General features: G+C 69.8%; 7 protein-coding genes and 1 pseudogene. 3 read left to right on the forward strand and 5 right to left on the reverse strand.

Annotated features, from left to right (window positions below):
* Positions 1–4: 4 nt before the first annotated feature.
* The 3 genes from OGH68_RS25405 to OGH68_RS25415 all read right to left on the reverse strand — a co-directional run bounded on the left by OGH68_RS25405 (position 5) and on the right by OGH68_RS25415 (position 5,289).
* Complete coding sequence (locus tag OGH68_RS25405) at positions 5–1,381, reverse strand: maltokinase N-terminal cap-like domain-containing protein (RefSeq protein WP_264247283.1); 1,377 nt, start codon at positions 1,379–1,381, stop codon at positions 5–7.
* Positions 1,382–1,558: 177 nt separating this feature from the next.
* Positions 1,559–3,295, reverse strand: coding sequence for a maltose alpha-D-glucosyltransferase (treS, locus tag OGH68_RS25410; protein WP_264247284.1), 1,737 nt, complete (start codon positions 3,293–3,295; stop codon positions 1,559–1,561).
* On the reverse strand, positions 3,292–5,289 hold the full coding sequence (locus OGH68_RS25415) for an alpha-1,4-glucan--maltose-1-phosphate maltosyltransferase (RefSeq protein ID WP_264247285.1): 1,998 nt from the start codon (positions 5,287–5,289) through the stop codon (positions 3,292–3,294). The genes treS and OGH68_RS25415 overlap by 4 nt, the downstream gene beginning before the upstream one ends.
* Before the next feature lie 478 nt (positions 5,290–5,767).
* Between OGH68_RS25415 and glgP the strand changes: the two genes are divergently transcribed.
* Positions 5,768–8,446: an alpha-glucan family phosphorylase gene (glgP, locus tag OGH68_RS25420; protein WP_264247286.1), complete on the forward strand. Its 2,679-nt coding sequence runs from the start codon at positions 5,768–5,770 to the stop codon at positions 8,444–8,446.
* A gap of 65 nt (positions 8,447–8,511) precedes the next feature.
* Here glgP and OGH68_RS25425 read toward each other — a convergent pair whose 3' ends face one another.
* Both OGH68_RS25425 and OGH68_RS25430 read right to left on the reverse strand, forming a co-directional pair.
* Positions 8,512–8,652 carry a hypothetical protein gene (locus OGH68_RS25425; protein WP_264247287.1) on the reverse strand — a complete coding sequence of 47 codons (141 nt, stop codon included), beginning with the start codon at positions 8,650–8,652 and terminating at the stop codon, positions 8,512–8,514.
* Positions 8,653–8,714: 62 nt separating this feature from the next.
* A complete protein-coding gene (locus OGH68_RS25430; protein WP_413471031.1) occupies positions 8,715–9,863 on the reverse strand; it encodes a hypothetical protein in 1,149 nt (382 codons plus the stop codon).
* 449 nt (positions 9,864–10,312) lie between these two features.
* On the opposite strand from OGH68_RS25430, the pseudogene OGH68_RS25435 reads away from it, so the two are divergent.
* Both OGH68_RS25435 and OGH68_RS25440 read left to right on the forward strand, forming a co-directional pair.
* A pseudogene (locus OGH68_RS25435) lies at positions 10,313–10,660 on the forward strand (glycerate kinase); the annotation flags it as partial.
* Between the two features lie 1,330 nt (positions 10,661–11,990).
* Positions 11,991–13,559 (forward strand): VCBS repeat-containing protein, encoded by a 1,569-nt coding sequence (locus tag OGH68_RS25440; protein ID WP_264247288.1) that lies wholly within the window; start codon positions 11,991–11,993, stop codon positions 13,557–13,559.
* The last annotated feature ends 16 nt before the right edge of the window (positions 13,560–13,575 follow it).

Consider the following 13,575-nt stretch of genomic DNA (forward strand, 5'->3'; position numbering starts at 1 on the left):
TCGGTCAGTCGAGTGCGGCGAAACGTTCGATCGCGGCCATCGGCACCGGCAGCCAGTCCGGCCGGTGCCTCGCCTCGTAGACGACCTCGTAGACGGCCTTGTCGGTCTCGTACGCGCGCAGCAGTTCGGGCTCCGAGCGCGGATCGTCACCGCCGGCCTCGGCGTACCCGTCGCAGTACGCCTCGCGGCACCGTTCGGCCCAGGCCGCGTTCCAGGGGCGGTGCGTACGGGCCGCGTAGTCGAAGGACCGGAGCATGCCGGCGACGTCGCGTACGGCGGGCTGCGGCCGGCACCGTTCGGTGAGCGGCCTGGCGGGCTCGCCCTCGAAGTCGATCACGGACCACGGGGCGTCCTCGGGGCCCCGCAGTATCTGGCCCAGGTGCAGGTCGCCGTGGACCCGCTGGGCGGCCCAGGTGCGGCCGCGCGCGCCGAGCGCCTCGACCGCGTCGAAGGAGGCGCGCAGCCGCGGCGCGTACGGCACCAGCGCCGGTACCGCCCGGGTCGCCGCCTCCAGCCGCCGGACCATCGCCGCCGCCAGCCGTTCGGTGTGCGGGCCGCCGAGCTTGACCGTCGGCAGGGCGTCGGCGAGCGCGGTGTGCACCTCGGCGGTGACCCGGCCCAGGGCGCGCGCCTCGCCGAGGAAGGGGCGGTCGTCCGCCAGGGCCTCCAGCGCGAGCACCCAGCCGTCGCGCGAGCCGGGCAGGAACGGCTGGAGGACGCCCAGGGTGAAAGGTTCCGGCGTGGCCGTTCCGTACCAGGCGACCGGCACCGGCACCCGCTCGCACCCGGCGCGGGCGAGGGCGAGCGGCAGCTCCAGATCGGGGTTGGGGCCGGGGTGGATACGGCGGAAGAGTTTGAGGATGTACGCGTCGCCGTAGACCAGCGAGGAGTTGGACTGTTCGGCGTCCAGGGGCCGGGCGGGCAGGTCCGCCGGGATCGCCGGCGCGCCGTCGAACCGGTCGAAGCGCAGCGGGCCGAGCGAGCCCGGGGTGCGCAGCCGTTCCAGCAGGAGCGTGGCGAGCCGCGGGTCGCGGGTTCCCTCGTACACGGTCCGGCCGGCGAGCGGCCCTTCGGTGAGGTGGCCGATCAGCGCGGGGGCGAGAGCCGGCGGCAGGGTCTCGCGGACACCGATGAGCAACTGGTAGCAGTCGCCGGACGACGGCGAGGGCGCTTCCCGCTGCCGGACCCGTACGAGGAGATGCAGCAGTCCTGGACCCGGCCCGTCCAGGGGCAGCAGCTCCGTCGCGGAGACGAGCGAGAAGCCTGCGACCGCACATCCCTTGCCCGCGAACCAGCGCTGACCGGGCAGCCACCGGCGCAGCGACGGGGCGAGCGAGGGAAGCAGACCGAGCGGAGTCCGGGTGGATGCAGCCTCCGACATGGGCATCGCGTCCTTTCCCCGGGTACACCACGAATGCGCAAAGTGTCCCGGATTGCAGCTGTGGCTGTCCGGCGGCGCGCGGGGATGAGGGGGGAGTGCCCGGTGCGGGGCGGCGGAAACCGCCCCGCCGGAGTAGGGGGCGCCTTTCGGACCGGTCGGGTCCCCCTCGTGGGCACGTCAGGATTTGGGCGCGACGGCCTTCGCGTCCTTGCGCAGACGGAACCAGTAGAAGCCGTGACCCGCGAGGGTCAGCAGATACGGCCACTGCCCGATGGGCGGGAACCGTACGCCGCCGATGAGTTCCACCGGATGCCGTCCCGCGAACGTCCGCAGATCGAGCTCCGTCGGCTGCGCGAACCGCGAGAAGTTGTGGACGCACAGCACCAGATCGTCCCCGCCCTCCTCCTGGGAGGGCAGCTCCCGCAGGAACGCGAGCACGGCCGGGTTGGACGAGGGCAGCTCCGTGTAGGACCCGAGCCCGAAGGCCGGATTCTGCTTACGGATCTCGATCATCCGCCGGGTCCAGTGCAGCAGTGACGACGGCGACGACATCGACGCCTCGACGTTGGTGACCTGGTAGCCGTAGACCGGGTCCATGATGGTCGGCAGGTAGAGCCGTCCCGGGTCGCAGGAGGAGAAGCCCGCGTTGCGGTCGGGGGTCCACTGCATCGGCGTGCGCACCGCGTCCCGGTCGCCGAGCCAGATGTTGTCGCCCATCCCGATCTCGTCCCCGTAGTAGAGGATCGGTGAGCCGGGCAGTGACAGCAGCAGCGCGGTGAACAGCTCGATCTGGTTGCGGTCGTTGTCCAGCAGCGGGGCGAGGCGGCGGCGGATGCCGATGTTGGCGCGCATCCGCGGATCCTTGGCGTACTCCGCGTACATGTAGTCGCGCTCTTCGTCCGTGACCATCTCGAGGGTCAGCTCGTCGTGGTTGCGGAGGAAGATGCCCCACTGGCAGTTCTTCGGGATGGCCGGTGTCTTGGCCAGGATTTCCGAGACCGGGTAACGGGACTCGCGCCGTACGGCCATGAAGATCCGCGGCATCACCGGGAAGTGGAAGGCCATGTGGCACTCGTCGCCGCCGGCGCGGTAGTCGCCGAAGTAGTCGACGACGTCCTCCGGCCACTGGTTGGCCTCGGCCAGCAGCACGGTGTCGGGGTAGTGGGTGTCGATCTCCTTGCGGACCCGCTTGAGGAAGGAGTGGGTGCGCGGGAGGTTCTCGCAGTTGGTGCCCTCCTCCTGGTACAGGTACGGCACGGCGTCCAGCCGGAAGCCGTCGATGCCCAGGTCCAGCCAGAACCGCAGCGCGGAGATGATCTCCTCCTGCACGGCGGGGTTCTCGTAGTTGAGGTCCGGCTGGTGGGAGAAGAAGCGGTGCCAGTAGTACTGCTTGCGCACCGGGTCGAAGGTCCAGTTCGACGCCTCGGTGTCGACGAAGATGATCCGGGCGTCCTGGTACTGCTTGTCGTCGTCCGCCCAGATGTAGTAGTCGCCGTAGGGCCCGTCCGGGTCGGTGCGGGACTCCTGGAACCACGGGTGCTGGTCGCTGGTGTGGTTCATGACGAAGTCGATGATGACGCGCATGCCGCGCTGGTGGGCGGCGTCGACGAACTCCACGAAGTCGGCGAGGTCACCGAACTCCGGCAGCACGGAGGTGTAGTCGGCGACGTCGTAGCCGCCGTCCCGCAGGGGGGACTTGAAGAACGGCGGCAGCCACAGGCAGTCCACGCCCAGCCATTGGAGGTAGTCCAGCTTTGCGGTGATGCCCTTCAGGTCGCCGACGCCGTCGCCGTTGCTGTCCTGGAAGGAGCGGACCAGGACCTCGTAGAAGACGGCCCGCTTGAACCAGTCGGGGTCGCGGTCGCGTGCGGGGGTGTCCTCGAACGTGTCGTGGACGGGCTCATTCACGATCATGATGTGGGTGACCCTCCGGTCTGCTGGGACGGTCGCAGGGTGAGGACGTGCGCGGGCGCGCGGCCCGGCTCGAGGCGCACATAGTTGGCCCTGCCCCAGTGATAGGTCTCGCCGGTGAGCTCGTCGCGCACCGGTACGGTCTCGTCCCCTTCGAGACCGAGTTGCGGCATGTCCAACGAGACCGTGGCCTCCTGGGTGTGGTGGGGATCGAGGTTGGCGACGACGAGGACGACGTCGGATCCGGAGCGTTTGGAGTAGGCGATCATCCGGTCGTTGTCGATGTGGTGGAAGTGGATGTCGCGCAGCTGCTGGAGGGCCGGGTGGCGGCGCCTGATCCGGTTGAGCGTGGTGATCAGCGGTGTGATCGTACGGCCCTCCCGTTCCGCCGACTCCCAGTCACGCGGGCGGAGTTGGTACTTCTCCGAGTGCCGGTACTCCTCGCTCCCGTACCGCAGCGGGACGTTCTCGCAGAGCTCGTAGCCCGCGTAGAGACCCCACGAGGGTGAGAGGGTCGCGGCGAGCACCGCGCGGATCTCGTAGGCGGGCCGGCCACCTTCCTGGAGGTAGGCGTGGAGGATGTCGGGGGTGTTCACGAAGAAGTTGGGCCGCATGTAGGAGGCGGCCTCGCCGGCGAGCTCCGTGACGTACTCGGTCAGTTCGTGCTTGGTGTTGCGCCAGGTGAAGTACGTGTACGACTGCTGGAAGCCGATCGCGCCCAGGGTGTGCATCATCGCCGGCCTGGTGAACGCCTCCGCCAGGAAGATGACGTCGGGGTCCGAGCCGTTGATCTCCGCGATCACCTTCTCCCAGAAGACGACCGGTTTCGTGTGCGGATTGTCGACGCGGAAGATCCGTACACCGTGGTCCATCCAGAACCGCAGCACGCGCACCGTCTCGCGGACGATGCCCTTCATGTCCGCGTCGAAGGCGATGGGGTAGATGTCCTGGTACTTCTTCGGCGGGTTCTCCGCGTACGCGATGCTCCCGTCGGCCCGGTGGTGGAACCACTCGGGGTGCTGCTTCACCCAGGGGTGGTCGGGGGAGCACTGCAGTGCGAAGTCCAGCGCCACCTCCATGCGCAGCGAGCGGGCGGCCGTCACGAAGTGGTCGAAGTCGGCGAGCGTGCCGAGGTCGGGGTGGACGGCGTCGTGCCCGCCGGAGGCGGAGCCGATGGCCCAGGGCACGCCGACGTCGTGGGGGCCCGCGGTGAGCGCGTTGTCCGGTCCCTTGCGGTGGGTGGTGCCGATGGGGTGGATCGGCGGCAGGTACACCACGTCGAAGCCCATCGCGGCGAGCGCGGGCAGCCGTTCCGCGGCGGTGCGGAACGTGCCGGAGACCGGCGGTTCGCCCTCCTTGACGACGGCGCCCTCCGAACGGGGGAACAGCTCGTACCAAGAGCCGTACAGCGCCCGCCGCCGCTCCACCAGCAGGGGCAGCGGCGGGGAGGCGCTGACCAGTTCACGCAGCGGATGACGGGCCAGGGCGGCGTCGGCGTCGGCGGCGAGCGCCGCGGCGAGCCGTGCCGCGGCGGGCCGGGTCGTGTCGCGCAGGGCGTCGACGGCGGCGAGCACGGCCTCCCGGCCGTCCTTCTTGGGCACGCCGGAAGCGGCGCGTTCGTACAGCTCCGCACCCTCGGCCAGCACCAGTTCGGTGTCGATCCCGGCAGGGATCTTGATGCCGGCGTGGTGGCGCCAGGTGGCGACGGGGTCGCTCCAGGCCTCGACGGTGTAGGTCCAGTGGCCTTCTGCGGCGGGGGTGACCTCCGCTCCCCACCGGTCGGTACCGGGGGCGAGTTCCCGCATGGGGATGAAGGGGCCGGGGCGGCCCTTCGGGTCGTGCAGCACGACATTGGCGGCGACAGCGTCGTGGCCCTCGCGGAAGACCGTGGCGGTGACCTGGAAGGTCTCACCCGCCACGGCTTTCGCGGGCCTTCTGCCGCAGTCGACGAGTGGGCGGACGTCCAGGACGGGGATGCGACCGATGAGCGAGTTCACAACATCACCTGAGGGCTGTGCGGGCAGGTCGGATGGAGCGGAATGTCTCGTTTGTGCGGGCCGAGTCTCATTTGACTAGGTTTTATTTGTATCTGCTGAGTCGGTGACTGGCGGGCTGCGGGCATGTCCGCTCCTGTCCGCGTTCACTCGGGTGGACGGTAGGGAGGCCGATCGAGGGGTGCTCTCGCCTGCGTTCCGGGTGAGCCTTCCCACGCCCTTCGGGTGGGCAATCCGGTGATGTGTTAACTACTAGGACGTACGGGGTCGCACAAGACACACGAGAAGAGACCGGCCCGTCACGAGGCCGGAATCCGTCTCGTCCGACGGCCGTTCACCCCCCGGTCACCCCAGTGCGCCCGGCGTACGACCGTGCGCCGTGGTTAGGTTCGGCGCGGACCGATACCGTCGGAAATGACGGAAAAGGACGCACCGTCGTGCGTCCCCTCGGATGCGTACCTCCCCTGCGAAGGTGGAACCTGTGAAGGCCATTCGTCGATTCACCGTCCGCCCCGTCCTCCCCGAGCCGCTCGGGCCGCTCAGTGACCTCGCACGCAATCTGCGCTGGTCCTGGCACACCGAGACCCGAGAGCTCTTCCGATGCGTCGATCCCGAGGGGTGGCGTGCCGTCGGCGGCGACCCCGTACGGCTCCTCGGGAACGTCTCCGCCACCCGTATGGCCGAACTGGCCAAGGACCGTCGTTTCCTCCGCCGGCTCACCGCCGCCGCCGACGACCTCGACGACTATCTGCACGGCCGCAGGTGGTACCAGTCCCACGGCGGTGACGGGGGCCCCGACGCCCCCGCCTTCCCGGACGCCATCGCCTATTTCTCCCCGGAGTTCGGGGTCACCGCCGCCCTGCCCCAGTACTCCGGCGGCCTCGGCATCCTCGCCGGCGACCACCTCAAGGCCGCCAGCGACCTCGGCGTCCCGCTCATCGGCGTCGGCCTGCTCTACCGCCACGGCTACTTCCGCCAGTCGCTGTCCCGCGACGGCTGGCAGCAGGAGCACTACCCCGTGCTCGACCCCAACGAGCTGCCGGTCAGCCTGCTGCGCGAGGCGGACGGCGCCCCCACCCGGGTGTCCCTCGCGCTCCCCGGCGGCCGCTCGCTGCACGCGCACATCTGGGTCGCCCGGGTCGGCCGCGTACCGCTGCTCATGCTCGACTCCGACATCGAGGACAACGGGCCCGGCGCCCGCGACGTCACCGACCGGCTGTACGGCGGCGGCAGCGAACACCGGCTGCTCCAGGAGATGCTGCTCGGCATCGGCGGCGTCCGGGCGGTCCGCGCGTACTGCCGGCTCACCGGCCATGCGGCGCCCGAGGTGTTCCACACCAACGAGGGCCACGCCGGCTTCCTCGGCCTCGAACGCATCCGCGAACTGGGCGAGCCCGCCGAGCACGGCGGCAGCGGCCTCGGCTTCGACGCCGCGCTGGAGGCGGTGCGGGCCGGGACCGTCTTCACCACCCACACCCCCGTACCGGCCGGCATCGACCGCTTCGACCGCGAGCTCGTCGCACGCCACTTCGCCGAGGGCGCCGAACTGCCGGGCGTGCCCGTCGACAAGGTGCTCCAGCTCGGCATGGAGACCTACCCGGGCGGCGAGCCCGGCCTCTTCAACATGGCGGTGATGGGCCTGCGCCTCGCCCAGCGCGCCAACGGCGTCTCCGAACTGCACGGCGCGGTCAGCCGCAGCATGTTCGCCGGACTCTGGCCGGGATTCGACGCGACCGAGGTGCCGATCACCTCCGTCACCAACGGGGTGCACGCCCCGACCTGGGTGGCACCCGAGGTGTTCCGCCTCGGCGCCCGCCAGATCGGCGCCGCCCGCACCGAGGACGCCCTGTCCGTCGGCGGCTCGGGGCGCTGGGACTCCGTCGGCAACATCGCCGACGCCGACATCTGGGAGCTGCGCCGGTCACTGCGCGAACAGTTGGTCCACGAGGTGCGGGACCGGCTGCGAGCCTCCTGGCGCCAGCGGGGCGCGGGCTCGGCCGAACTCGGCTGGATCGACGGCGTACTCGACCCGGACGTACTCACCATCGGGTTCGCCCGCCGGGTGCCGTCGTACAAGCGGCTGACGCTGATGCTCCGCGACCGTGAGCGGCTGACGGAGATGCTGCTCCACCCCACCCAGCCGATCCAGATCGTCGTCGCCGGCAAGGCCCACCCGGCCGACGACGGCGGCAAGCGGCTGGTGCGGGAGCTGGTGCGCTTCGCCGACGACCCGAAGGTGCGCCACCGCATCGTTTTCCTGCCCGACTACGGCATGGCGATGGCGAAGAAGCTCTACCCGGGCTGCGACGTCTGGCTGAACAACCCGCTGCGCCCCCTGGAGGCCTGCGGCACCAGCGGAATGAAGGCCGCGCTGAACGGAGCGCTCAACCTGTCGGTCCTGGACGGCTGGTGGGACGAGTGGTACGAGCCCGACTTCGGCTGGGCGATCCCCACTGCCGACGGCGCGTCCACCGACGAGGACCGCCGTGACGAGCTGGAGGCGGCGGCGCTGTACTCGCTGATCGAGGAACGGGTCGCCCCCCGCTTCTACGACCGGGGCAACGGCGGCCTGCCCGATCGCTGGATCGAGATGGTCCGCCGCACCCTCACCACGCTCGGTCCCAAGGTGCTCGCAGGCCGCATGGTGCGCGAGTACGTGGAGCGGCTGTACGCGCCCGCCGCGCAGGCGCACCGGTCCGTCGACGCCACCGGCGCCCAGGAGCTCGCGGCCTGGAAGTCCCGGGTGCGCGCGGCGTGGCGGCAGGTGGCCGTCGGCCACGTGGAGGCCGTCGACCAGGACGCGGTGGGGGGTTCCTCGGGCACGGCCGGTCTCGGTGCGACGCTCACGCTGCGCGTCCAGGCGGCGCTCGGCGAACTGCGGCCGGAGGACGTCGAGGTACAGGTGGTCGCGGGCCGCGTCGACTCCGACGACACCATCCGCGACGCTCGCACCTTCCCGCTGAAGCCGGCGAGCGGCCCGGACCTGGAGGGCCGCTGGGTGTACGAGGGCCCCCTCGCCCTGGACCGCACGGGACCCTTCGGCTACACCGTCCGCATCCTGCCCGCCCACCGGCTGATCCCGGTGGGCGCGGACCTCGGGCTCGTCGCGGTGCCGACGGAGTCGGCGGTCGAGGCGGCGGGAGGCGTGCTGCTGCGGTGACGCGGTGACGCGGTCGTCTTCACGTGTGCCCCCGGTCCGGAACCCCGGGCCGGGGCACACATGCGTCACAGCGCCGCCAGGGCCCTCAGCACCAGCGAGGTGTGATGTCCCGGCTTGGGGATCAGGGACTGTACCTGGCCGTGCGGGTCGAGCACGACGGCCGCCCGCGCGAGCAGTGAGCGCCCGCCGGACTGCACCTCCGGCACGCCAGAGCGTCCGGCCGCGGCTCGATGAGGCTCAGGCAGGAGCCCCCGCGCCGTGCGCGATGTCACGCCTCCGGAGCCCGGATGGTGACCGTGGTGAACGGCGTGGGCTCGGTGCCCGTCCAGCGGTGGAGTACGGCCTGGCCCGTCTGCCGGGTGACACCGCCGTCGTGGTCCTTGGCCGCCTCGCCCACGTAGAACTGGCCGTCGTCGAGCGCGACCAGCCCGAACTGCCCCGGCGAGTCCCAGCCGTAGGTGTCCGACCGCGCATGGTGGACTCCCTGTGGGACCAGGTCCAGCAGCTGCCCTTGCTCCGGCTCCGGCTGACCCCGAAGCGGCCCGGCTTCCGGGACGCGGTCGCCGTCGACCACGAAGAGGGACGAGTTGGGGAAGGTGGTCTTGGTTCCCTTGTACGTGGCCATCAGCCACCGGCGGCTGTGCGCGTCGTACTCGAGGTTCTGCACACCGTAGGTCGTGTTCCCCGTGTACACGAAGTACTTGCCGTCGGGCTCGGAGGGCCCGACGCGGTGCGGCTGTGACTCCGTCAGAGGCCGCTGGAACGCGCTCCAGTCGCGGATGTCGTACTGGAGCAGGACCTGATGGTCATTGTCCGTGCGGCCGGTGTGGGGGTACACCCCGTAGGCGACGGTCAGCTTCTGCTGCCCGCCCTTCTTCCCGAACGCCGGGCCGAACGCCAGCCCGTCGATGCCGCTGCACCCGTAGCGGTGGTCCGCCGTGCGCGCGGTGTTGCCGTCGAAGGCGCCGTCGCCGTCCATGTCGGCCGTGTAGTCGTCCACCACCTCCTGGAGGTGAACGGTGGACACGACCCCGCTGGTGGCGGCGTCCATGTCCATCCGGCTGATCCGGTCGCCGTCCAGGATCGCGATGTAGAAGGCCTTCTCCTCCTTGTACTCCAGCGAGCCGTAGACCCGCCGGTCGTCCGTGTTGAAGTCGAGATCACCCAGATGCCCGGCGAAACCGGTGACCGAGCCGACCGGACGTCCCTCCAGGTCTGTCTTGACCAGGAGGTTGGTGAACGAGAAGTACATGAATCCCTTGCGGTCCAGGGCCATGCCCTGCAGGTGCCCGGACTGCCAGCCACCGCCGTCGATCCTGAGCGGTCGTCCGGGTGCGTTGCCCGGTGGTTCACCGCCCCCCGCGACGGCCAGGGTGCCGGTGATCGCCGCTGCCGAGCAGGCAGCGACGGACAGCAAGCCGTAGAAGCGCGACTTCCTTTTGACGGTCCCTCCCCGTGTTCTTGGCGCCCGGACCGCGCCCACCAGAGGGCGTCCGACGCATCCCACGTGGCCCCACACGCAGGAGGAAGCCGGAGCCCTGCGGGCTTCCGGCAACCCAACAGTCATGCGACAGGCGGCAGACCGTTCTTGCGTTTGATTCTACCCTTTCCCGGCTTCCAAACGGCTATGACCCTCCGCACCCGGTGGCCCGGCGACCCGCCGTCGGCAGTCCGAGGTTGTGTGGAGCTCTCGAACGCGTCGACGGCGTACGGGCACGACGCGCCGGGCAGGTGCTTCACGACCATCTTCGGCGTGCGACGTCGGACGATGGCAGAGTGGCATGACATCCGGCGGTGCCGATAGGACCGGGGCGCGATGGCAAGGTTTGCAAGGTGACGGACGAAGCAGTTACTCAGCTCGCGTGAGTGCTCGTCGCGGCTGACAAGTTCAAGGGCTCGCTCACGGCCGGTCAGTCACCGAGCGGGTGACCGCCGGTCTGCAGCGGGTCGTGCCCGCGCTGGCCGTGGAGGCCGTGCCCATGGCGCACTGTCGCCGCGGTAGTGGCCGCCGGGTTGGAACGCCGCGAGGTGCCGGTCACCGGGCCGCGCGGCCAGACCCTCACCGTTGCCTATTCCCTACGGGACGGCGCCGCCGTGGTCGGGATGGCGCATGCTTCCGGCCTCCAGCACCTGCCGGCGGGCGTCTTCGGGCCACCGACAGCGACGATGCGTACGACTCTGAGGAACTGCTGCGCGCCGCGCTCGGCCAGGGCGTACACGGCCTGTTCCCCACCCACGCCTTCCCGAACCCGGGGCAAGCTACGGCCTCCCCCTCCCGGGCAGTACGGGGGTTCCGCCCCCTGGGCGAGTGTGCCGGGCCTGCCTCGGTTCTGGTACCACGCCTCGTGCGGTGGCCTGAAACGCCGACTGGGCCGGATGCCCCCCGTCGGGCGGGCACGAATTCGCTCCGCACATCAGCCTCGCCAGCCCGGGCGCATCGGGTTTGGTCGACGTCTGGGGCTGGGGTTCGGAGGCGAAGTCTCTCGTCCCGCTGGAGTAGCCATTCTGCAGTCGACTAGTAACGCACCCATGTGGGGTATGTGATCGAACTGTGATCACCCCTGATGAGTTGATGTCCGGATATGTGATCTTGTGAAGTTGGAACGGCACATGGAATAGTCCTGCTCCGCTTCTGTGGGCGGCCTGTTACAGAAGGGAGTTGCAGGTGGGGGCGTCGGGCGGAGCGGGGAAGCTTCGAATGGTGTGGACTGGTCCGTGAGGCCAGAACGCCTCGCAAGCCCTTCGAACACCTGCAGATGCGCTTGAGGGTCTCGGCCCATTCGGGAATGGGAGCTTCGGCCGGTAACTGAGTGGCTGCGCCTGCCTGATGAGGTGATGTGCCACTGAGAGGGGGGCAATGCCGTGTGTTTGAGCACGCGTTTGGCGGTCCAGGGGCAAGCGATCGCGTCGTGGTCAGGCTGCTGGCGCGGGGAGCGGGATCGGCGCGATGCGCCGTTCTCGCTACAGGCTGCGCCGGAGTGACGTACGACATGTGCTCATGGCGGGCCCTCTGACGTCACATCTGCCGACCTGACAACCGTCGTCTTTGCCAGAACGCGCCCGTCGGGTCCACAGCCTCTATGACGATGAAAGGCCGAGTCAGCGTCTCGCTGGACCTGCAGAACGTCTTGGAACGGGCAGGGATTGACCTGCTGTACGCCGACCACGACGCAGCCCTCGGAGGTCGCTGTGAAGCTGTCGTCGGACTGTCGGGCCGGAAGTTCGACGAGCGGTACCTGCGTGAGGGCTGCGTACCGGTTCGAGACATCCCGTGCAGCGCGCCCCGAACTGGCGGGCAGTGGCGAGGCTCGTGCGGTCTTGATCCCGGCTCGGCCCGTGACGGCTGCGGCGGCCCCGCATAACTTTTGCGAGTTGCAGTGCGCCGAGGCGGGCCCGGCAAAGCGCGCTTGCCAGTGAGCTCCCCTCTCGTCGCTGCTTCGGCGCCAACCCCGACGTCACCGAGCAATCAATGGAGCCGGCCGATGGCCGAGCAGAATCTGGCGGCTGGACAACAGCCGGAATAGGCAAAGGAGGAGTAATTTCAGTGACCATCTCATTGCGCCCGCCACAGCGTGCGCCCCGACGACGAACGGTGCTCGCCACGAGTGTTGTCGTCCTGACTATCCTGGGTCTCGGGATCGGTCCGGGAGAGCGGCTTGCGTCGACTGCCGCGGCCGCCACTGGCTGTTCAGGTGTGGAGTCCGACTTCAACGGTGACGGGGTTCGCGATGTCGTTATCGCGGATCCTGAGGCGGCCGTCGGCGGCAAGGAGCGGGCAGGCCTGGTTCGCATCGTCTACGGCGGTGGCAGTGGCGGACTCGAGCTGTCACAGGACTCGGCAGGGATCCCCAACGCCGCAGAGCCAGGAGACGAGTTCGGGCATGCGCTGGCCGTCTACGATGCCAACGCGGACGGCTGCTCCGATATCGTCATCGGCAGCCCCTACGAGGACATCGCTACGAACGTCGACGCGGGGCTTGTGCAGATCGTGTACGGGGCGCCGACGGGCCTGAACAGCGGTAAAGCCGTCACAGAGCATTTCCAGGGATCGAACGGGACCCTCGGAGGAGGGGCCGAGTCGGGTGACTGGACCGGCTATGCGCTGGCTGCGGGCACGTCCTCGGCAGGCACTCCGTATCTACTGATCGGTGCCCCGGGGGAGGCACTCGGTTCGTCGGAGGACGCCGGGGTCTTCTTCTACGTGCACGGCACCACCCAGACGGTCACCGGGATCCACCAGGACAGCACGACCGGCGGTGCCGTCCCGGGCGCCCTCGAGACCGACGATCGCTTCGGCGCGTCACTTGCCGCCGCACCCACCCACTTCGCCGTGGGCTCACCTGGCGAGGCGATCGGCACGACGACGTTTGCCGGCGGCGTCGCGGTCTTCAGTCACACGCTGCTGAACGGCTCCCCCAAGACGGTCCTCGGGTTGGGTCAGGATGTGGATGGCGTCTCAGGAACCGCGGAAGCCGGCGACGGGTTCGGAACCTCGCTCGCCATGGTCCCGTACCGGCCTTCAGGGGCCACCTCCACCACCGAGTCGTTGCTGGCGGTCGGTGTGCCGGGAGAGGACCTGTCCACGACCGTCGATGCGGGTGCCGTCCAGAACTTCCGCATCAAGACCTCAGACACCTTCAGCCAACACGCGTGGGTGGACCAGAACTCCCTCGACGTCGAGGGCGAGGGCGAGGCAGGCGACTTCTTCGGCCAGCGGCTCGCCGCGGTCAACACCGCGCCCAACAGCGTCAGCACCGGGGCCAGCACGCGGCTCGCCATCGGCGCCCCCGGCGAGGAGTCTGCGGAGGAACACCGTGAGAAGGGCGGCGTGCACATCGTGCCGATGATCGGCGCGGCCGGCGCGTCCGATGCCTGGATCGAACCCGGCTACGGCATTCCCAGCGAAGCCGCGGCTCTGCAGCTCGCCGGACTGAGTCTCGCGAGCAGCCCGGCCGGGCTGTACGTCGGCATGCCCTACGGGCCCGCCGGGGGCCATGGCGTTCACCTCTTCCCCTGGGCGGTGGCGAACGGCGGCGCACCCACACAGAGCTTCAGGCCCGGTGAGGGCGGAATCCCCGCCAGCGACATCGCCTTCGGGGCGGCGGTGCGCTGATGAACGATATGGAGAA

It is taken from the genome of Streptomyces peucetius, from assembly GCF_025854275.1.
Taxonomy (GTDB): Bacteria; Actinomycetota; Actinomycetes; order Streptomycetales; family Streptomycetaceae; genus Streptomyces; species Streptomyces peucetius_A.